Below are 21209 nucleotides of genomic sequence, written 5' to 3'. Positions count from 1 at the left end.
CGCTCTTAATTTTCATCTTCTAATTCATCTGGAATATCATCTAAAGAACAGGTTCCTGCTGCAAGTTTTTCAAGCAAGTCAGCTCCTTCATCTGTTCCTTTTAAAATTAATGTATCTTCCGGCAATAGAGTTGTTCTTTTATCCGGACCATAAATCCAGGATACACCTCTTCTAATTGCAATTACTCTCATACCGGTACGATTAACTAAAAGTAAATCTCCTAAAGTATTGTTGGCCAATTCTGATGATTCATCAACAACCACTCTAACAATACTTTTATCGGATTCTTCCATTACCATCTTGAATACTGGATGTGGTTTGAATCCTTTAATAACCAAATCGGCTAAGTCTTTAGCTGCATTAGCTATACTTTCTGCAGCTTCTGCAATTTCAAGTAAAGCTGTTAATTTTTCAGCATCTTCATAAGATCTGGCTGCAACTAATGATTCTTTCTTAATTTCGTAATTCATTGTATTAACTTGATTTTCTAATGTGATAACTTCCTCAGCAGCAGTTTTACTGTTAAATAAAACAGCTGAATAAGCTAAATCGACCATTAGCTCCGACATATTCTTCATTTCGATTAATAAATTTTTGATTGTCAATGAACTCACCTAAAGGTCATTTGGATTATTTTTCAATAAGCATGCTCTTCTAAGCTTTAATAATGTTTTTTTCTTAGCTTTTAAATCTTCAACTTCTTCGATGATATTTTCTAAAGGTTCTCTTAAACATTCAACCGCTTCTTTTTCATGCAGCCACATGCATTCCTTACAGTTCCAAACGTTTTTACCTTTAATCCACTCTCCGCCAGTTGAAGAATCACCGCATGGATAGAAAGGACAATAACAGAAATCACAATACTGTCCTTCATAGTGACATGGATAATAGTCACATTCGCGATTTGGACCATGTGGTATTTCACCATTTAATAACTTTTCATAATGATCTTGTGATAATGGATGAATCTTGGATCTTATTACATATCCTCTCGGTGTTACAAGCTTTCCTTCCTGTTCATAAGTTAAATCATTGCCTACAATTAATGTGCAGGACATGTTAACTATATCTTCAGTCAAATCTTTAACTTTGACAATTGTAGTTTTTGGAGGTTCATAAGTACTGTCAATGATACCAATCAAGGTGTCTTCACCTTTTATGTCTAAAACGCACTGTTTAAATCTTCTAAAAGGCTCTTTTCTAGTTTTGCTTATTGGATTATAAATAGCTACAATTAAATTAGCTTCAAGTGCAAATTTTAATTTCTTTTCTATTTCGGATAAAGGTGTTAAAATGTTACTTAAGCTAATTGCTGCAAAATCATTTAAAGGAGCACCTAAATGACTGGATGCATAATTTAATGCAGAAACACCAGGATAAACCTTAATTTCCACATCTTCATACTTACTCACTATCTGATACAATACATTAGCCATTCCAAAGACTCCAGGGTCTCCAGAACTTATTAATGAAACTGTTTGGCCTTCCAAGCTTTTCTGAATGGCAAATTCTGCTCTTGCAATTTCATCTCCCATTCCTTTTTTAACAATTTCTTTATCAGCTATTAAGTCTTCAATCTGTTCAATATATTTTTTATAGCCTATAATTACATCTGACTCCTCAATAGCTCTAACAGCTCCTAAAGTCATGTTGTCTCTATTCTGACCAATACCAATTACATTAATCATTTTATATCATCCTTTTTAGTAAAGCTTTAAAACTGAATTTATTGTAACAGTGTCCTTGTCTACCATTAGCCCTGTTCCTTTATTTGAAGCAATTCCTTTTGCTATAATCTTATATGAAGGGGTTTGGGTAATGACAATTTGGCCTGAAGTTGAATTAGGTGATGCATAACCTAATCCTTCAATAGTTACATTAAATTTACCATCATCTGGATCTTCAGTTGTTGTTACATTAATTGAATCGTAATTAACTCCATCTACCTTCGACAGCGCCTCCATTTGAAGTGCGATGTCTTTTTTATTAGAGATTGATACTGGAGTCGGGTCTTTAATCAAAACCTGATTAACTTTTTCCGGATTCAAAAATGAAGATACTTTTGAAATTTGCATATCAATCAGTCCCTGAACATCCGGAGCTTCAGCTGTAACAATAGTATATGAGCCGAAAAGACCTAATTCAAAAAATACAACAAATAATATAATAATTAAAACAATTCTAACTATTTTATTCGCCATTTTTATCACAATCAATACTTTATGTTATTAAATAACAATTATACTATAATGATATAAATTTAGTTTTTAATATATAATAAAGATTACCTATAATTTCAATTCAAATAAAATTTCTTTTGTCAAAATCAAAATTATAATCAAAAATTCTCAAAGTTTAATTAAGATAAAAAATAAAAATTTTAACCAGTATGTCAACTAATAAAATTCTATTAAAATTTGCAAAAAAGGGAATCAACCTATCACCTGAAGCATTTGATAAAGTTATTAGTGCTGAAAATCCTCTAGATTTTGCATCTTCAATAATAGTTAAATTAAAAGGTGATAAATTTTCCTCAAAAGATTTAGTTTCGGTCAGTGGAGAAACTATAGATGAAATTACAGGAAATGTTAAAAAAACAGACAATACCAGTCAAAAAACCCTAATAAATGATTCACCTGTTGAAACAGAAAAACCTAAAGAAGTAAAAACAGAGCAAACACCACAAAAAACAATTACCTCAAATGATAATAAACCTGTTAAAACACCAGAAGCAGAAGAAAAAAAAGAAATATCTTCAATAGATAACTTGAAAAAAGAAAGTGATAAACCTGAAAAATATGTCAATCAGGAAATTATAGAAGCTTCTGAAACAGTTAAAGATGAAAAAATTCAATTCAAACGTAATCTTCAAAAAAGTAATGTTGAATACGATTTTGAGATTATTCAGGATACAAGTAAAAAATCATATACAAGCGGAGAACTTGAAAATTTAATCTCCTACTTTAAAAGCAGATATGAAAAACTGGAGAATATCCTTTCAAAAAGGCCTGAACTTAGAAATTACACTAAAATCGCAGACATTGATGATTCACAGGAAAGCTTAAGTCTAATTCTAATGGTCCGTGAAATAAGAACCAGTAAGAACGGTCACAAAATTGTAGAATTTGAAGACGACACCGGAACCATTTCAATACTATTTTCCCAGAACAAAGAAGATTTGTTTGCAGAAGCAGAGAAACTTGTAAGGGATGAAGTTGTTGGCGTTATTGCAAACAAAAGCAATGACAGCAATTTTGCATTTGGTCAGGAAATCATTAATCCGGGTGTTTTAAGAGTTCCAGATAAAGAAATGGACTTTGGAATCGTATTTTTATCAGATGTCCATATTGGCAGCCTAACATTTCTTGAAGATGCATTCAACAGATTTATCGATTGGATTAACTGTGAATATGGTGATGAAAATCAAAGAAGAGTTGCTGAAGATGTTAAATATCTCATCATTGGAGGAGATATTGTAGATGGAATTGGAGTTTATCCAAACCAGGATCAGGAACTCGTAATTAAAGATATTACCGAGCAGTATAATGAAGCTGCAAGATTTTTAGGAAACATCAGAAGCGATATCAAAATCATCATTGCCCCTGGAAACCACGACGCTTCAAGGGTGGCAGAGCCACAGCCTGCAGTTCCTGAGGAATATGCAAAGGCATTATATGAACTCGACAATGTGGAATTCATATCTAATCCGGGCGTAGTTTCTCTTGACGGTATCAACGTCCTAATATACCACGGACGCAGTTTCGATGATTTGGTTATGGCTGTTAAAGAATTTACTTATGAAAAAAGTGACTTTTTAATGGAAGAATTACTCAAGAAACGACATCTGGCACCAATATATGGTGAAAGAACACCATTAGCTTCAGAACTTGAAGATTATCTTGTAATTGATGAAGTGCCGGACATTTTCCATACCGGTCACATTCACGTGAATTCTTATAGAAGATTTAATGGAATACATCTGATTAATTCAGGTACTTTCCAGACCCAGACAAGCTTTCAAAAAATTCACAACATTGAACCTACACCTGCTGAGGTTCCTGTTATTCATAAAGGACAATATAAACATTTCAAATTTTTATAAAGTGATAAGATGAAAAAGCATATTCAGGAAATAATTGATGTTGGAAATAACATTTATAATAAGAATCTGGTTTCAGGAAAATCAGGAAATATCAGTAAACGAATTAAAAGCACTAATGGAGATATAGTTGCCATTACTCCTACATTAACATCCCTGGCAAATTTATCTCAGGAAGAAATTGTTTTAGTCGATTTGGACGGAAATTTACTAACAAATGGAAAACCTTCATCTGAAGTTAATATGCATTTGGAAATTTATAAAAAAAGAAATGATGTCAATGGCATTGTGCATACCCATTCTCCTTATGCTACTGGATTTGCATTTTCAAACAAAAGAATAAAAAGACTGGAAGGTTTTGGAGAAATAAAAGATCCTTTCTTACCAGATATTGAATATGAAAAACCCGGAAGCAACGAACTTGCCTTAAGCGCAAGCGAAAACATTGGAAATAGTGATGTGCTTATATTAAAAAAGCATGGTGTGATTTGCGTTAGTGAAAATTTAAAAGAAGCCGAATCTCTTGCAGTTTTCATAGAAGAGTCTGCAAAAACACAATTTATTACTTATATGTTGAATTCAGCTGAAGATATTATCTAATCTTCACCTGAAATTACATCATTCTTATTTCTTGATGACATTCCTTCTTCAATCATTTTTATGATTAAACCGGATAATGATGTATCTTCATCGATTGCAATTTTTTTTAATTCTTTTTTCAAATCTTTAGGTAAATTTATAGTTGTTTTGCTTATATCTGACATGTATAATAATTCATTTTAATTTAATATATATTTTTCTACTGATAATTTTCACATATACCACAAAATATTTAAAGAGATTACGAATAAATATATAAATTAATAGATTTGACTTATTTTTAAATTATATTTTTGGAGGGAGTATTATGAGTAATCAAACTATAGAAGAAGTATGTCAAATACTTGAATATATTTCAGAAAACAATACTGTACCTCGTAACATTCGAGAAGCAGCTAGTGAATCTAACGATTTATTAAAAGATGAAGAACAAGATCAATCCGTTAAAATAAGTACTGTTTTAGGAAAATTAGATGAAATCAGTAATGATCCTAACATACCAGTACACGCAAGAACTTTAATTTGGGAAGTTCTCTCTAAATTAGAATCAATCTAATTTAACTCTTTTTTTATTTTATATTTAATTTGAGATAGCGACAGCTATTGTCACGCCATCATATGATGTTTTCTTATAAATTAATTTAGAATCAAAACCTGCAGTAATCAATGCTGAAGGTTCACAAACACCATAAATTCCGAATTTTGACTTTACGAATTCAGACTTCTGAACATCCTGAGATTCAAACAGCTTCAACCTGTCCAAATCAACAAAGTTAACCGGAATGTTTAATTTTTCTGATAATTTTAAAATTCCTTTTTCATCCTTTTTGATTTCAGCTGATGCCAGTTGATTGACTCTTGATGCATCAATGTTTAATTCGTTTATTGATTTGGAAAATCCTTCATTAATCTTTTCATATTCCTTGCCACGTCTGCAGCCAATTCCCACAACCATTTTCTTTTCTTTTAAAATTATTTCATGACCATCCAAACCGACCTTGATTTCATCTTCACTGACATTATCGCAATTAACTAATGAAACATCCATTTCAAGTGTATTTTTTTCTAAATAGTTTAGAAGATATTTCTTTTCATTTTTCATTGTTAATGTGATTTTTTGACCATCTAAAATTGCCTTGTTGAAAAATAAAATTTCCTTTGGCTTGTCGATTGATAAATATAAATCGCTTGCAAGAACATCAATGCCTAATCGGTTGTTAATGTCGCTTGAAGTTGTGATAACAGGTGTAGCATCTATTAATGTAGCAATTTTATTGGTTAACTTGTTTGCTCCTCCCAAATGCCCAGAAAGAGTTGATATTACAAAGTTTCCGTTATCGTCAATGTTAATCACTGCAGGATCTGTTGTTTTTGAATTGATGTATGGTGCAATTGATCTTATTAAAATACCGCTGGCCATGATAGCAACTATTGCATCATATTCATAAAATGCAATTTTTAAATATTTCTTAACGTTTTTATGAAACAAATCAGCCCTAATGACTGTTGAATCATCATCCAGGTGCTTTTTAATAGTCAATGCTAACTCTTTTCCTTTATCTGAAACAGAAATGATTGCCACTTTCATAATATCACATGAATCAATGTTAATAAAATTAATATTGTTAATGTAAACAGAGCTATTGTCATTTTTGATAGATTGACAGCCCTTGTAATGTCATCCTTGCCAATTTCCCTATTGGCATCCCCCAGAATATATGTGTCTTTTTTTATCAGCTGAATGTCAAGTGCTCCTGCAGTTGTTGCCATGGTGTATCCTGAATTTGGACTAGGACAATTCCTGGCATCTCTTCTCATTATTTCATAACTGTTTTTACCATCCAATTTAAGTAAATAAGCAGAAATCACAACATAAATACCTGCAATTCTTGACGGAACATAATTCAAGATATCATCTATTTTTGCCGGAACAAAACCAATGTCTTTAAGCTCATCACTTTTATATCCGACCATTGCATCTAAAGTGTTGAACAAACGATATAGCATTGGAACCAGCAAGAGATAATACAAATGATTATTAATTGGATTTAACATAATAATTATTCCAAAAATTGCATAGTAAAACACCGGAGCAACATATGAGTCAGTTATGTTTTCCGTCAGGCTTTCAATAACAGCTGATACAATAAAACTTTCTGTCAACTCATCAGTACTTCTGCTGACCAAATATGAAACTGACTCTCTGGCTTTTTCAATACTGATATCCAAATCTGATTTAACATCAACAGCAGTCTTTAAAAGCATATTGACAGAAAATGTTGATGATAATAATATAATAAATATAATAAACAATAATAAACTGTTAAATGAGAATATATAACAAATAATATACAAAATTATACTGACAACCAGTACTGAAGATAAAACCAATAACAATCCTGATATTCTATTTTTTATTTTTATAAATATTTTTTTGAAAAAACTTATGATTGAACCCATAATAACAACAGGATGTATTTTTGTTGGTAATTCGCCAAACAGAACATCTATTGCAAGTGAAAGCAATAATGCTAAAACAATAAAATAAAATAATTCAATCATACTTTATAATATATATAAATAAAAAAATAAATATTTTATTATTAATTAATAATTTATGATGATATTATGAATATCGAAGAACAAGTTGAAAAATGGTTACTTGATGAAGATCTTTTAAGAGAAATGAAATATGATGAAAATGCGGATTTTCATTTTATTGTTGAATTTCCCAAGGAAAATATAATGGATGTTGTAAAACCTAAGGGTAAAGATTCAGTTATTATTGCGTGCGCTACTCAGGTGGCTCCACAGCATAAAACATTGATGGAATCTGCTGACATTAAAACTAAAAAGGATTTTATTCTAGATTTGAATTTCGGTTTGAATACATTTCTAGTTGATTTTGAACTGCAGATAAACAATGACATATTGCAGCAGTTTGTAATTACCGAACAAATTTTTGAAGATGGATTGACCAAGGATATGCTGATTAGAACTATGAAAAGAATTTTTAAATCTAAATTGCATTGCATCTGGTTAATTGACAAAAAATTCGGAACACTTCCTGCTCCTTCAAATCAGAATGATATGTTCATTTAGAGAGGGAGAGGTGTATTTCAACTGAAACGTTTTCGAAGGTATATTAAGAATGAAGGGGTATATTTCAACTGTAAACACTTGAAATTTATCTCTCTGATTTTTCTTTATTTTTTCATTTTGAGACCGTATTTTTATTTTTGCTAAATTTTTTAATTTGAACTCATTTTCACACGAATGTTACACTTGCAATACATGTCTTCATTTTTGCTTTTCGCATGAAATTCTTACACTTGAAAAGCACCTCTCTGTCTTGATTATAAATCATGATAATTTTTTCAAAAATCATCTTATTCAAGCCATCTGAGAGCTTATTTTCACTGTCTATCCTTGATTTTTACACTTGAAATCGTTATTTTATATTGGAAATAGTTATATTTCATATTTTAAATTTAATTTGATTTAAACAAATTATTTTGTTAAATATTAGTATATACATTATATTACTTTATAATAATCATTTTTAATATGTTAAACTAATTTTAGCTGATTTTAGCTGATTTTAATTTTTGCATTTCATCGCTTTTTAATAACTTTTTACTATATTTGTAATAAAAACCTTTATTTATTAGGTTCAAAATATTATTAACACTGGAAATTATACTAATTTATTTTTTCATAAATTTTATTGTGGTGACTATAATGTCAAATGTTTTTGAAGATTTGGAAAATGACATAGAAAACCTTTCGTCCACCAGCATATTCAAGGATAAGGAACCTTTGGATCACAGGTATCTGCCTGACAAGCTGGTTCACAGGGAGGATCAAATAAGACAAATAGCTAAATATTGGGTCGATGTCTTGAGTGATGTTACTCCATCAAATGTTACTCTCTACGGTAAGACAGGAACAGGAAAGACAGCGGCATCCAAATTTGCACGTGAACAGCTGATTGAAATTGCAAACAAAAAGAAAGTTTTCGTTAAAGTTCTGCATATTAGATGTACTGATTTCACTACTGAATATCAGGTTATTGCAGAAATTTGTAACAAGCTAGGTCGTGATGTTCCAAGCCGTGGATGGACCAAAGGTGAAGTGGTAAACGCTTTTAGGGATATTTTTAAAAGAAGAAATACTTATGGTAAAAAACTGCAGCTAATTGTTATATTGGACGAGATTGACATTTTGCTTGACAAGGACGGCGACGGAATTTTATACACATTGACCAGAACTGACAATGTTTCTGTTTTATGCATCAGTAATTATCTGGACTTTAAAAACCTCATTAAATCCAGGGTAAAAAGCAGCTTGAACGATAAGGAAATTGTATTTCCTCCATATGGCGCAGATCAGTTATCTGACATTTTGTCTGAAAGGGCACAGTTGTCTTTCCAGGATGGTGTTTTAGAAGATGATGTGATACCTTTATGTTCAGCGATGGCCGCTAAGGAAGAGGGTGACGCTAGATATGCTCTTGATTTGCTTAAAAGCGCTGGTGAAATAGCTTTCGATGAGGATTGCGATAAGGTTACAGGCGAACATGTCAGAAAAGCAAAAGATACAATCGAACACAATAAGGTTATTGAAATCATTTCCACTCTGCCATTGCAACAGCAAAGGGTTTTGGAAGCTATTCTAATTTTAACAAAACAGGGTGAGGAAATATCTTCAGGAAAACTGTATGACGAGTACAAGGAAATCTCTAAAAAGGATGCAGTAACCTACAGAAGAATATTTGACTTTATAAACGAACTTGAATTATTGGGTATAATTTCAACAAATACAATTTCACGCGGTCGTGGAAAAGGAAGAACAAATATCATTAAACTGCAATGTGATGAAACATTACTTGAAACAACCCTCTATACTATTTAGGGTTGTTATTTATTAATGTTTTTAAAATTGCCATCCTTACAGGAACGGCATTTGCAGCTTGAGTGAAATATTTGTTGTATTTAGTATTATCCACATCTGTGTCTATTTCATCGATTCTAGGTAAAGGATGCATTACAATCAAATCCTTACCTTCAATCATTTTCCTATTAACGATATAAGCTCCTTTTATTTTCAGATAATCATCAATATCTGCAAAACGCTCCTTTTGAATCCTTGTTACATATAATACATCAACGTCATCAATGATTTTTTCTATTGAATCTGTTTCTTCCCATGTTACATTGGTTTTGTTAATGTCGTGTAGGATTTCCTGAGGCATTTTGAGCTCAGGAGGTGATACCAAATAAATTTTGACATTTTTAAACAGGCCCAGTGCATTTGACAGTGAGTGAACTGTACGTCCGAATTTCAAATCACCAATCAAAGCTATTTTTAAATTATCGATTTCACCAATTTCTTTTTTGATTGTGTATAGGTCGAGCAATGTTTGGGTTGGGTGTTGACCTGCTCCGTCACCTGCATTGATAACAGGGACATTTACAATATCAGAAATAAATTTGGACACTCCTTCAAGTTCATGTCTGATTACTAATGCGTCACTGTAACCTTCAAACATTTTTGCAGTATCCGCAATGCTTTCACCTTTTGAGACAGAACTGGATCCGCTGTTTTCAAATCCAACACATTCTCCTCCCAAACGTTTCATTGCAGTTTCAAAGGACATTTTTGTCCTTGTTGAAGGTTCAAAAAACATCAATCCAAGGAGTTTACCTTTTAATTCTTCAGATATTACTTTTGATTTGGCAACATCTTCCAGCTTTGCTGCTTCATCTAAAATGTATTCAATATCTTCTCTTTCAAAATCTTTTATTGAAATTATGTTTTTTAGTTTAAAAATTCTAATCAACCCTTTTTTTAATCATATTATTTATATAATCGGCAAATTTATCGATTTCATCCATGTTAAGAACGGGAAGATTTTTCCCCTCTTTTTGATATTTATTTATAATTTTATTTATTCTTCTTTTTTCAATTAAGTTTCCCTCATCCGGATCTAATTCATATCCAAAGTTTGAGTTAATGTATGATGAATCCACCAGTTCCTCTGTGAATGTTTTATTCAATCTGTCTCTTGTATCAATGCCCTCTTCACAGTTCAAAACCAGGGCAACAGGCTTTTCTTTTAAAGTTTTAATGTTTCTTGAAACATATCTTTTCAATGCGCTTTGCACTTTACCATTCATCGCAGACCCTGCAAGTATAATAAAATTATACTTTAAAAGACATGCAGTTTTTGCCTTTTCAATAGGTATAAGCTGTACATTGGCATTTATTTTACTGGACAGTATTTTACATGCCTTTTTTGTTGTTCTGCTTGAAGTTGAATAGATTATTGCAATTTTCATATGATTCTTTCGATAGGCACAACAAGAATGTCCATTGCACCTGCATTTCTTAAGTCATTTACTAGTTCAAATACTTGTTTTTCATCAATAACAGCTTGAACTGCAACTGTTTTTTCTGTTGATAAAACTTCTGAGATTGTCAAACCACCCATTGACGGCATGACTTCTTTAACTTTATCCAAATCAACGCTTTTCACGTTCATCATGATTAATTTTTTCCGGTCCGCATCAAGAACACCCCTAATGCTTGTGCTGACAGACTCTATTAATTCTTTTTTATCGTTTAGACTGTCTTTGTTAGCGATGAGTTTTATGCTACTTTCAAGAAGGGTATCTATGATTTCCAGATGGTTCATTTTTAGTGTGGTTCCTGTACTTGTCAGGTCAGTAATCAAATCAGCTATTCCGATGAACGGAGCCGCTTCTGTTGATCCACTTAATTTGACGATTTTTAAATTAAGACCTTTTTCATCTAAATATTTTCTTGTTAAAACAGGAAATTCAGTTGCCACCTTCATATCTTCAGTTATGTCTTCAACCGAATTCACATCTGATTCTTCCGGTGCAGCAAGAACCAGTTTTGTCTGTCCGAATCTTAAGTCCAGTAGCTCCTCAACATCCGCTTCATTTTCATGGATTAGGTCAACACCGGTAATTCCCATATCTGCCACTCCATCATTCACAAATTCAGGAATGTCGGATGCTCTTGCAAACATTACTTCTATATTCTCATTAAATGTTTTTGAAATTAATTTCCGATTGTTTTTATCGATTAAACCTAAACCTGCCTTTTCCAGGATGTTTACGGACGGTTCACTTATTCTTCCTTTCGAAGGAACAGCAATTTTAATATTCATCATTTCACTCAAAATTATTTTTATCTTATATTAATTTATTAATTATTTGTTAAATACTTTTAAGTATTAATTTTTTATTTTTTTAATTTATCCAATTTTATTTTTTTAATTTGGGGCTAATTTTGCAAAATATTTAAATATTAAGATATCTTAAAATGTTATTTAACTTATGATTTTGGCTGTAAATCATAAGTTTTAATAAACTTAAGTGAGGTGAAAAGTATGTCTGAAATACCAAAAGCTCCTGTTGCAAGAATTATCAAAGAATCTGGCGCTGAAAGAGTCAGCGAAGATGCAAAAGAAGAATTAGCTTTATACTTAGAAGAAGTTGCTCGTGAAGTTGCTAAAGAAGCTAACAAAGTTGCTAAAGTTGCAAAACGTAAAACTGTTAAAGCTGATGATATTAAATTAGCTATTAAAAACTTATAAATTCTAAGTTTTTAACTTTTTTTTATTTTTTTAGGTGTTATTATGTCAGATAATACTATTTTAATTAAAAATGCATTAATTTTAAACCCAAATAATTTTGAAGAAAAAAAACAATCTGTTTTAATTGAAAACGATTTGATTTCTGAAATTTCAGATGTAATCGATGAAAGCAATGTTGAAAAAATTATTGACGCTGAAGGCAAAATTTTGCTTCCTGGATTTGTAAATACTCACACTCATTTATCAATGACTTTATTTAGAGGATTGGCTGACGATTTAAGTTTAGACAGTTGGTTGAATGATCATATATGGCCAATGGAAGCTAATCTCAATGGCGATTATTGTTATATAGGTGCTCTTTTAGGAGCGGTCGAACTTATTAAGTCTGGAACAACCACATTTTCAGACATGTATTTTTACATGGAAGATGTTGCACGTGCAATTGATGAAGCTGGAATAAGGGCAGTACTTTCATATGGAATGATTGATTTCGGTGATGCTGAGAGAAGGGAAGCTGAAATCAAGGAAAACTTAACCTTATTTAAAAATTGCAATGGAATGGCTGACGGAAGAATCAAGGTATTTTTCGGTCCGCACTCACCATATACAGCTTCAGAGGAATTGCTGATTAAAGTTCGCCAGTTAGCAGATGAATACAATATGGGTATTCATATTCACGTTTCAGAAACACAAAAGGAAATTGATGACGTTAGTGCTGAAAAAGGCCTAAGACCATTTGAATATTTGGATAAAATCGGATTTTTAGGTCCTGATGTTGTTGCTGCACATTGCGTATGGTTAAGTGATGATGAAATTGAAATAATTAAGAAAAACGGTGTCAAAGTTTCTCACAATCCATGCAGTAACATGAAATTGGCTTCAGGAATTGCTCCAGTTTCCAAATTGATTGAAAATGATATTTGTGTTTCTATAGGTACTGACGGTGCCTCTTCAAACAATAATTTGGATTTGATTGAAGAGCTAAAAACTGCTAGTTTACTTCAGAAAGTTTCAACCCTGGACCCTAATGTGTTAAACTCCTATGAAGCTATTGCTATGGCTACCATTAAAGGTGCAGAAGCTTTGGGTCTTGATGATGAAATAGGTTCCATTGAAGTTGGCAAAAAAGCGGATATTATTTTGATTGACACTAATAGTGCCAATATGGTTCCGGACAGTTCCACATTGACATCCAATATAATTTACTCAGCAAACGGTTCAAACGTCGACACTACCATTTGTAACGGTAAGATATTGATGGAAAATAAGAAATTGACTGTTTTGGACGAACAGGAAATTTATGATAAGGCTCGCAAAGCCATAAAGAATTTAAAAGAAGCTATCTAGCTTCAAATTCTATTTTATTTTTATTAAACACGATACTCTTTTTCCATTCATCCAATGATTCAGGGAAATCTGATCTGAAGTGTGCTCCTCTACTTTCTCTACGTATTATTGCGGATTTAACGACTAAAATACAGATTTCAACCATATTTATTACTTCAAGAGCGGTCACCAAATCGGTATTATATTGTTTTTGGCTTGAAACATCCATGTTGTCTAATTCTTTTTGCATTTCAAGCAGTTCTTTCAGTCCTTCGTTCAGTGTTTTCTCATCACGAACGATAGCAACTTTTTCCCACATTAATGATTTGATATTGTTTTTGAATTCTTTTGGTTTTATTGTACCTTTTTTAATTAGTCCTTCGATTCTTGAAGCTTCTTCATTGACTTGCTCATCATTTGTTTTAAGTTCAGTGTTTTTTGCAGCATTGGAAGCGCTTACACCGGATATTTTACCGAATACTTGAGTATCTGCTAATGCATTACCTCCCAGACGGTTGGCTCCGTGAACTCCTCCGCAGACTTCACCTGCTCCGAACAGGTTTTTGAGTGAAGATGATCCGTCAGTATTTATCTTTAATCCGCCCATGAAGTGATGCGCGGTTGGTGCCACTTCTATCGGACCGTGCTTGATGTCCACGCCTACATTTTCAAATTGCAATACCATTGTTTCAAGCTTTTCTTCAATGTAGTCGTCATCAAGGTGGGAAATGTCCAGGTATACTCCTCCTTTTTCTGTTCCTCGCCCTTCAATGATTTCCTGATAGATTGAACGGGCGACAACATCACGGGTAGCCAATTCCATTTTTTCAGGTGCATATCTGCTCATGAATCTTTCTCCATCCTTGTTCATGAGTTTTCCACCTTCAGCCCTAACGGCTTCAGTTACCAAAACACCTTTTTTGGATTCGGGAGCAATCATTCCTGTTGGATGGAATTGCACCTGTTCCATGTCAACCAAATTTGCCCCGGCTCTATAAGCTATTGCAAATCCGTCCCCATTTTTTTGGAAAGTGTTGGATGTTACAGGGTATAGCTGTCCAGCACCTCCGCTTGCCAGAATTGTTGCTTTTGCCTTGAAGTAGATTAAGCTTGAATCCTTTAAGTTTAAACCGGTTGCACCGATTACCTCATCGCCATCAGTTACCAGAGATGTAATCATCACTTCTTCGATACATTCTATATCTCTTCTGATGATTTCTTCTTTAAGTGCATTCAATAGCTCTGCACCGGTCCTATCTCCCTGATAGCATGTTCTCCTATAGGTTTGCCCACCAAATGGCCTTTGGTCTATTTCACCGGATTCTTGTCTGTCAAATAATGCACCGTAGTTTTCTAAATCAATTAATCTTTTTGGTGATTCGTTTACAAGAATTTCAACAAGTCTCTTGTCGTTCAAGTAGCTTCCGCCTTTTAATGTGTCGTTAAAGTGGGCTTCTATTGAATCGTCCTTGTCGACGGTTTTAAATACGGCATTGTATCCTCCTTCTGCCATTCCAGTACAGCCAGACCTGAATGAAAGACCTTTTGATACGATTATTGCTTTTAGTCCTGCATCATCAACTTCAATTGCAGCTCTTGAACCTGCTCCACCAGATCCGATAATTAATACGTCTGTTGAGATAGTTTTAATTTCCATTTCGATTACCCTGTAAAATCTTATTATAGTAATACTTTCTTTTTCAATTCTTAAATAAATTTCTTCAAAAATATTTATTAATTAAAAATGATTAACTTATACTATCGAATCTATATTTCTTAATTTAAATTTCACTATAATTTTTTATAATGTCATTAAATTAAAAGTATAGTTAAAATTTTTACATTAATATTGAATGTTTGTTAATTTAATTAGAGGTTATTTCATGAAAATTGATGGTGAAGTTAGATCCGGTATGGGAAAAGGCTCATTTTTTCTATCACAGGAAAGTTACACAAAGGAGTTTGAAAAAAATTTAGGTTTTATCCCATTTCCAGGAACATTGAATGTCATGGTAAGTGATGAACATTTGGACGAAATTAATGAAATTAAGGATAATTGTGAAAATTTGATAAAGCCGGATGATGGTTTTGGTGCCGTAAAATACATTGAAGCTAAATTGAATGAAAAGGTTGATTGCGCAATAGTATTTCCTGCAAAAACCACTCATGAAGATTGTCATTTGGAAGTTATTTCTGAAAATAAATTAAGGGATGAATTAAATCTCAGTGACGGAGATATAGTTTCCCTTGAATTTTAAATTTCATCTCAACTTTTTCAATTTCTTAAATATTTACCGCAAAGTATTTTATACATGTTTAATATATTTGATAATACGTTCTCAGGGCGGGGTGCAATTCCCCACCGGTGGTGATTTTAATAAAATAAGTCCACGAGCACGAAAATATGTGTTGATTTGGTGAAATTCCAAAACCGACGGTTACAGTCCGGATGGAAGAGAAGTAATAAATTGTAGTTATTTTTAGCCCTGGTTCTAGTAAATTAGGAGATATTACTATGAATCAAGAAACAAACTTAGATGCAGCTCTAGAAGCTATTAGAAATGGTGAATTCGTACTTGTTTTCGATGATGATGATAGGGAAGGGGAAGTTGACATGATTATAGCTTCCGAATTTGTAACCCCTAAATCAATTGCAACAATGAGAAATGATGCAGGCGGTTTAATCTGCAATTGTTTGCATGCTGATTTTTGTGATGCAATTCACTTACCTTTCATGGTAGATATCATGAAAGCGGCAACAGAAAAATTTCCGGAACTTGCTGAGCTTGCACCAACTGATATTCCGTATGATGAAAGGTCATCATTTTCAATTTGGACAAATCACAGGAAATCTTTCACTGGTATAACAGACCATGACAGAGCAATGACAATTAGTGAAATGGCAATAATGATGAAAGAAGAAAGATTTGATGAATTTGGGGCAACATTCAGATCACCTGGCCACGTATGTCTTTTAAGAGGAGCAGAAGGACTTGTTAAAAATAGACAAGGACATACAGAAATTGGTCTTGCATTATGTGAAATGGCTGGTGTTACTCCTGTTTGTGTAGTTTGTGAAATGATGGATGGTGAAACCGGACAGGCTACATCAGTTGCAGATGCTCGCAAATATGCAGAAGAAAACGGATTGGTTTTGCTTAGAGGCGAAGACATCATTAATAAATATATAGAGGAATAGATTAATTCCTCTCATTACATTTATCAGCAATGTATTTTGCCATAAATTCCATTATTTGCTGGTATTTGTAGGAATTGTAAATGCTGAAGGTGACATATCTCCCGTCACGCATTTTTATTTCCAACGCGTTTCTTACTTCTTTTGACTTGTTTATTTCAGATATTTTAGCCCATGGAATTCTTAATGTTTTACTTGCTAGAGCTTTTTCAATATGTATTCCGTCATCCATGATTTTAACAATTCTAACTATTCTTCTGTTTTTTTCCAATCCTATTTGGATGTTTCCATCCTCATCAAAAACGTAATCCGGAATTAGGCAGGTTGCCTTCCATCCCTGTTTCATCTTATTTGAAACATGTGCCCTATCTTTTTTTGTAAGTTTAACGCCTTTTTCAGGACTTAAATTAAGAGCCATTATATCACTTTACTTTTAATTTCTTCAAATGAATAGATTCTATTGAACTCCACTTCACGAGCCATTCCTATAATTTCATCTATATTTAGGTTGTTTTCTATCAGTTCCATTGCATATGAAGTGAATAGTTCGTATCTGATTTCAACTTCAGGAATAAACCCTCTCATATCTGCATTTTTTAGTTTAGGAATTTTCAGAACTTTTTCGACATTTGTGTTGTTTTGAATATACGGCACTACATTGTCGAATATATCGTCATTGTATACCTTATTGAGCAAAACTGCTGGAACTGAAACTCCAAATTTTTCAAGCATATTCGCATGTGAAACAATGTCAATGGCTGCAGATTCAATACCTCCTTTGTTCACGCCTGTAGCTAATATCATAGGAATATTTGATGACATTGCAATCTCAGCAGCAGAATAAGGTACCTTTTCATTTAAAAGGCCGGTAAATACACTCATAACGCCTTCAATAAGAACAATATCGTAATCGGATTTGTTAAGTTTTGCTACTGTAGATTCGATATCCTTCCAGCCAAGGTGTCCAATTTTTATTGATGCGAAATCTTCCATCTTTCCTTTTGTCAAGTATAATCCAGGTATGATGTCACGAACATCTGGACCTACTTTTAGCAGTGCAACCTTATATCCTCTTTTCCTGATTGCACCTGCAAGACCTGTTAGTATGAAAGTTTTACCGGAGTCTGATCCGTTGCTTCCAATCATAAGGTATTTAGGTTTTGTAAGAGGTTTGATTTGAGGTATCTTTATGTCGGTGTTGATTCCGACTTCGCTTAGAAGATATTTCTTGACTTCTGTATTTCTATTGTAAACATCATCCATGTCTTGTATATCTATTTGTTCCTTGATGTTTTCTACAAGAATAGGATTTTCATCCAAAATTCCATGAATCATTGTTCCTATAACATTACCGTCGTCATTGCATGCTCCGGAAAATATGTTATAGTCACCTTTTTTATTTGTATCGCCGTAATTCATTCTCTGAACTTTAGAATAGAACAGTGGCTTTGCGTCTCCTTCTACTTTACCGTAGGTATGTGTGTGAAAACCGTCCACATCTTCAGTTTGATTTTTAACCAAAAATGAGTTGTCAAATACTTTTGCCTTTACACGGTCACTTGTAATCAGGGGAGAAAAGTTAACATCTATCAGACCAAGGCCTTCTTTTACAATCGGTACAGGTGATTTTCGGCCGATATCGATTTGGTTTGAAAGCAGTTGAAAACCGGCACATATTCCGATAATCGGTTTTCCATCACGTGCCATCTTTCTGATTTCTGTATTTAAAGGTATGTTAATGTCGTTTGATTCTATCAATGTTCCACCTGGAATAATTAAAGCATCCAGTTCCTGTGAAGCTTTAATACCATTAACAAGACCATTTTCTTTCACAATGTCTGTAGGCAGATTTCCAAAATCTTCAAATCCCGGAACAGATCCGTTCAAATAAGCAAGTCCAATCTTTGTCATAAAAAACCTCTCTTGATAATCTATTGTATTTTTTTACTATATATTTTAGAGGCGGATTTCAAGTGTAAAAATGTTTATAAAAAAAAGAAATTATTGTGTGTTTTCAAACACACTCAAAGCTTTGATAATTTTCAAGTCATCCAATGGTTTTGCCTGAATTTGCAATCCAACAGGAATACCTTCAACTTCACCGGCTTTTATACTTGCTGCCGGGATACCTGCAAGGTTAGCAATTACTGTTAGGATATCGTAGGCGTACATTTCCATTGGTTCCAATTCAGTGCCGATTTCGTGAGGAAGTTTAGGCACAGTTGGTCCTACAATCAAATCAACGTTTTCAAGCATAGCAGTGATTTCCCCTCTGATCACGGATCTTGCTTTTAATGCTTGTTTGTAGTATTTTCCACTGAATTCAGCTTCTGCAATATGGGAACCTATTTTGATTCTTCTTAAAACTTCATCTCCGCATACTTCTTCAATTCTTGATCCGTATTCTCTTCCGTCATATTTTCTGGTAGCTGAGAAGAATTCCACATAGTTAATCAGGTAGTATGTCGGTAAGCACAAGTCAATGTAGTCAAAACTTACTTCAACAAGTTCAGCGCCGGCATCAACCAATTTTTGAATTGCCTTGTTAACTGTTTTGTTGATTTCTTCATCGGTAACATCAATGAATTCCTTACATACTGCAATTTTCATGCCTTCAAGGGATGTATCGCCAAGCACTTCAGTAAAGTCAGGTTTTTCCCAGTCAAGTGTGGTACATTCGGTTTCATCGTATTCTGCAATAGTATTTAATGCCAATGCAATACCGCTGACATCATTGGCCAAAGGTCCGATTTGGTCAAGACTCATGGATAAATCCAAAAGACCTTGTCTTGAAACTGCACCGTATGTTGGTTTGAATCCGACAACTCCACAGTGTGAAGCAGGGTTCCTGATTGATCCTCCGGTATCTGATCCGATTGCGATGTCACACATTTCAGCTGCAATTGCCGCTGCACATCCTCCGGATGAACCTCCTGGAATTCTGCCCATTGCAGCAGGGTTTTGTGTAGGTCCGTAGTAGGAAGTTTCAGTTGAACTTCCTGCTGCAAATTCATCCATATTTAAAATACCAATGATTATTCCATCTTCTTTAAGGATTTCATCAACAACAGTAGCATTGTAGCTTCCATAATAGTCTTCTAAGGTTTTGGAAGCTGCAGAAATAATCATATCTTCAACATTAATGTTTGCTTTTATACCGAATACCAAACCAGCTAAAGCACCGACATCTTCGCCGTTAGCGATTTTTTCATCAATAGCTTCTGCCTGTTTTAATGCATTTTCATAGTTTAATTCAATGAATGCATTAATTTCTTCGTTATTTTCATCAATAACTTTAATGAAGCTTTCTACATTTTCTTTAGCTGTCATTTCTCCATTTTTAATGGAGTTCAATTTTTCAATAACGTTCATTAAAACACCTAATAATCGTAAATTATAATATTATTAGTTTATTTTTCAATGTTTATATAGGTTGTTTTTTTTCAATGTAAAATGTCATAAGACAAATACTAATTTTCGAAATGCACTAAAGTATGCATATGGAAATTATCTAAATTTGGTGTTTTTCACAAATTTTAAATATTTTTTATTTCAATTATTAATCATGAAAAAAGCTGTCGTATTTGATAACTCAGGAACTTTAATAGAAAGGTATAGGGTCATTAAGGACGTTATTCATGGAAATATATTCACAGATATTAATTCCCTGGATTTGATTGACCAGGCTGATGCCCTTGCTTTGGTGGTTTTACAATTCAATACTAATAAACTTTTAAAATTGAATCAAAATACCCTTGTTTCCGATGTTATCAGGGAATATGATATTGACTTTGACATTAGCTTTTCTACCAAACAGGTTTCAAAGGCAGAAGTCAAGGATATTCTGGACAATGAAACATCCACTACAGTTTCTGACATTACCGATGGATTTGAAATTCTTAAAGAAAAGATCTCAGAAATGGAGCTCTGCAACGGTTCGGCTTTGATAGTCGACATGGATTTGGGTGTAGTTGCATACACAATTACATCTGCAGGAAGATTTTTCCCAAAAGTTTTTGAAACGGTTGAAACATTGAAATCCCGTGGAATTGAAATTTTTATAGCTTCAGGTGACAGAAAGGGAGCCATTAACAGGCTGGCTAATATGCTTGATGTTCCTGAAGACAATGCCTTCGGCACCGTTTCTACCAGAGGCAAATGTGAAGTGGTTTCCATCCTGAAGGACAGCGGCTATAAGGTCATGATGGTCGGTGATGGACTCAATGATATATTGGCATTTAAAAAGGCGGATGTCAGTGTTCTTACTATTGAGCAACAGGAGGAAGTGTCTCCTAAAATGATGGATAAGACAGATTACGTTATTGAAGACATTTTTGAAGTCACTATGATAGATTTTTAAT

23 protein-coding genes and 1 riboswitch are annotated in these 21209 nt (G+C 33.2%); of the genes, 10 read left to right on the top strand and 13 right to left on the bottom strand.

The annotated features are described in order from the left end of the window. Positions 1 to 5 precede the first annotated feature (5 nt). From ACJMLH_RS01720 to ACJMLH_RS01710, 3 genes are read right to left on the bottom strand one after another with little or no spacing between them, the layout of a single operon-like run. The gene (locus tag ACJMLH_RS01720) at positions 6 to 605 is read right to left on the bottom strand and encodes a potassium channel family protein (RefSeq protein WP_405274210.1); all 600 of its coding nucleotides are present in this window, start codon (positions 603 to 605) and stop codon (positions 6 to 8) included. 9 nt (positions 606 to 614) lie between these two features. Next, positions 615 to 1688 carry a precorrin-3B C(17)-methyltransferase gene (gene cobJ / locus ACJMLH_RS01715; protein ID WP_405274209.1) on the bottom strand — a complete coding sequence of 358 codons (1074 nt, stop codon included), beginning with the start codon at positions 1686 to 1688 and terminating at the stop codon, positions 615 to 617. 15 nt (positions 1689 to 1703) lie between these two features. Continuing rightward, positions 1704 to 2201: a hypothetical protein gene (locus ACJMLH_RS01710; RefSeq protein WP_405274208.1), complete on the bottom strand. Its 498-nt coding sequence runs from the start codon at positions 2199 to 2201 to the stop codon at positions 1704 to 1706. Between the two features lie 188 nt (positions 2202 to 2389). On the opposite strand from ACJMLH_RS01710, the gene ACJMLH_RS01705 reads away from it, so the two are divergent. Next, complete coding sequence (locus tag ACJMLH_RS01705; RefSeq protein WP_405274207.1) at positions 2390 to 4102, top strand: DNA-directed DNA polymerase II small subunit; 1713 nt, start codon at positions 2390 to 2392, stop codon at positions 4100 to 4102. A 9-nt stretch (positions 4103 to 4111) separates the two neighbouring features. After that, on the top strand, positions 4112 to 4699 hold the full coding sequence (locus ACJMLH_RS01700; protein ID WP_405274206.1) for a class II aldolase/adducin family protein: 588 nt from the start codon (positions 4112 to 4114) through the stop codon (positions 4697 to 4699). Here ACJMLH_RS01700 and ACJMLH_RS01695 read toward each other — a convergent pair. Further along, positions 4696 to 4863: a Met repressor gene (locus tag ACJMLH_RS01695; RefSeq protein ID WP_405274205.1), complete on the bottom strand. Its 168-nt coding sequence runs from the start codon at positions 4861 to 4863 to the stop codon at positions 4696 to 4698. The genes ACJMLH_RS01700 and ACJMLH_RS01695 overlap by 4 nt on opposite strands. 143 nt (positions 4864 to 5006) lie before the next feature. Between ACJMLH_RS01695 and ACJMLH_RS01690 the strand changes: the two genes are divergently transcribed. Further along, a complete protein-coding gene (locus ACJMLH_RS01690; protein ID WP_405274204.1) occupies positions 5007 to 5255 on the top strand; it encodes a UPF0147 family protein in 249 nt (82 codons plus the stop codon). A gap of 24 nt (positions 5256 to 5279) precedes the next feature. Here the strand turns inward: ACJMLH_RS01690 and ACJMLH_RS01685 are convergent, their stop codons facing one another. Together ACJMLH_RS01685 and ACJMLH_RS01680 are read right to left on the bottom strand one after the other, a co-directional pair. Continuing rightward, entirely contained in the window at positions 5280 to 6287 is a 1008-nt protein-coding gene (locus ACJMLH_RS01685) for a cobalt-precorrin 5A hydrolase (protein WP_405274203.1), read from the bottom strand. Next, positions 6284 to 7261, bottom strand: a complete 978-nt coding sequence (locus ACJMLH_RS01680; protein ID WP_405274202.1) for a cobalamin biosynthesis protein — start codon at positions 7259 to 7261, stop codon at positions 6284 to 6286. Before ACJMLH_RS01680 ends, ACJMLH_RS01685 begins: the two co-directional genes overlap by 4 nt. 66 nt (positions 7262 to 7327) lie before the next feature. Here ACJMLH_RS01680 and ACJMLH_RS01675 point away from each other — a divergent pair, with 66 nt between their 5' ends. Together ACJMLH_RS01675 and ACJMLH_RS01670 are read left to right on the top strand one after the other, a co-directional pair. Next, on the top strand, positions 7328 to 7801 hold the full coding sequence (locus tag ACJMLH_RS01675; protein WP_405274201.1) for a DUF2299 domain-containing protein: 474 nt from the start codon (positions 7328 to 7330) through the stop codon (positions 7799 to 7801). A 639-nt stretch (positions 7802 to 8440) separates the two neighbouring features. Beyond that, on the top strand, positions 8441 to 9613 hold the full coding sequence (locus tag ACJMLH_RS01670) for a Cdc6/Cdc18 family protein (RefSeq protein ID WP_405274200.1): 1173 nt from the start codon (positions 8441 to 8443) through the stop codon (positions 9611 to 9613). On the opposite strand, the gene pyrB is transcribed toward ACJMLH_RS01670, so the two are convergent. Genes pyrB through hisG form a run of 3 tightly spaced genes read right to left on the bottom strand, consistent with a single transcriptional unit; the run spans position 9606 to position 11897 of the window. Continuing rightward, positions 9606 to 10541 carry an aspartate carbamoyltransferase gene (gene pyrB, locus ACJMLH_RS01665; protein WP_405274199.1) on the bottom strand — a complete coding sequence of 312 codons (936 nt, stop codon included), beginning with the start codon at positions 10539 to 10541 and terminating at the stop codon, positions 9606 to 9608. The genes ACJMLH_RS01670 and pyrB overlap by 8 nt on opposite strands. Next, positions 10534 to 11040 carry a flavodoxin family protein gene (locus ACJMLH_RS01660; RefSeq protein ID WP_405274198.1) on the bottom strand — a complete coding sequence of 169 codons (507 nt, stop codon included), beginning with the start codon at positions 11038 to 11040 and terminating at the stop codon, positions 10534 to 10536. Before ACJMLH_RS01660 ends, pyrB begins: the two co-directional genes overlap by 8 nt. Then, positions 11037 to 11897, bottom strand: coding sequence for an ATP phosphoribosyltransferase (hisG, locus tag ACJMLH_RS01655; RefSeq protein WP_405274197.1), 861 nt, complete (start codon positions 11895 to 11897; stop codon positions 11037 to 11039). Before hisG ends, ACJMLH_RS01660 begins: the two co-directional genes overlap by 4 nt. A gap of 222 nt (positions 11898 to 12119) precedes the next feature. On the opposite strand from hisG, the gene ACJMLH_RS01650 reads away from it, so the two are divergent. After that, complete coding sequence (locus tag ACJMLH_RS01650) at positions 12120 to 12326, top strand: histone family protein (protein WP_405274196.1); 207 nt, start codon at positions 12120 to 12122, stop codon at positions 12324 to 12326. A 42-nt stretch (positions 12327 to 12368) separates the two neighbouring features. Further along, positions 12369 to 13673 (top strand): amidohydrolase family protein, encoded by a 1305-nt coding sequence (locus ACJMLH_RS01645; protein WP_405274195.1) that lies wholly within the window; start codon positions 12369 to 12371, stop codon positions 13671 to 13673. On the opposite strand, the gene tfrA is transcribed toward ACJMLH_RS01645, so the two are convergent. Further along, positions 13666 to 15309, bottom strand: a complete 1644-nt coding sequence (tfrA, locus tag ACJMLH_RS01640) for a fumarate reductase (CoM/CoB) subunit TfrA (protein ID WP_405274194.1) — start codon at positions 15307 to 15309, stop codon at positions 13666 to 13668. The genes ACJMLH_RS01645 and tfrA overlap by 8 nt on opposite strands. 226 nt (positions 15310 to 15535) lie before the next feature. Here tfrA and ACJMLH_RS01635 point away from each other — a divergent pair, with 226 nt between their 5' ends. Then, positions 15536 to 15910: a DUF120 domain-containing protein gene (locus tag ACJMLH_RS01635; RefSeq protein ID WP_405274193.1), complete on the top strand. Its 375-nt coding sequence runs from the start codon at positions 15536 to 15538 to the stop codon at positions 15908 to 15910. A 72-nt stretch (positions 15911 to 15982) separates the two neighbouring features. Continuing rightward, positions 15983 to 16117: riboswitch (FMN riboswitch) on the top strand. A 50-nt stretch (positions 16118 to 16167) separates the two neighbouring features. Continuing rightward, complete coding sequence (ribB, locus tag ACJMLH_RS01630) at positions 16168 to 16851, top strand: 3,4-dihydroxy-2-butanone-4-phosphate synthase (RefSeq protein WP_405274192.1); 684 nt, start codon at positions 16168 to 16170, stop codon at positions 16849 to 16851. 1 nt (position 16852) lies between these two features. Here ribB and ACJMLH_RS01625 read toward each other — a convergent pair whose 3' ends face one another. The 3 genes from ACJMLH_RS01625 to gatA all read right to left on the bottom strand — a co-directional run bounded on the left by ACJMLH_RS01625 (position 16853) and on the right by gatA (position 20220). Beyond that, the gene (locus tag ACJMLH_RS01625) at positions 16853 to 17266 is read right to left on the bottom strand and encodes a hypothetical protein (protein WP_405274191.1); all 414 of its coding nucleotides are present in this window, start codon (positions 17264 to 17266) and stop codon (positions 16853 to 16855) included. Next, positions 17266 to 18759, bottom strand: a complete 1494-nt coding sequence (locus ACJMLH_RS01620; protein ID WP_405274190.1) for a glutamine amidotransferase-related protein — start codon at positions 18757 to 18759, stop codon at positions 17266 to 17268. The genes ACJMLH_RS01625 and ACJMLH_RS01620 overlap by 1 nt, the downstream gene beginning before the upstream one ends. Positions 18760 to 18849: 90 nt before the next feature. Further along, positions 18850 to 20220, bottom strand: a complete 1371-nt coding sequence (gatA, locus tag ACJMLH_RS01615; protein WP_405274189.1) for an Asp-tRNA(Asn)/Glu-tRNA(Gln) amidotransferase subunit GatA — start codon at positions 20218 to 20220, stop codon at positions 18850 to 18852. Positions 20221 to 20413: 193 nt separating this feature from the next. Between gatA and ACJMLH_RS01610 the strand changes: the two genes are divergently transcribed. Then, a complete protein-coding gene (locus tag ACJMLH_RS01610; RefSeq protein WP_405274188.1) occupies positions 20414 to 21208 on the top strand; it encodes an HAD family hydrolase in 795 nt (264 codons plus the stop codon). Position 21209 lies beyond the last annotated feature (1 nt).

This window comes from Methanobrevibacter sp. (assembly GCF_045116495.1).
Lineage (GTDB): Archaea > Methanobacteriota > Methanobacteria > Methanobacteriales > Methanobacteriaceae > Methanocatella.
This window is presented reverse-complemented; position numbering and strand designations above follow the sequence as displayed.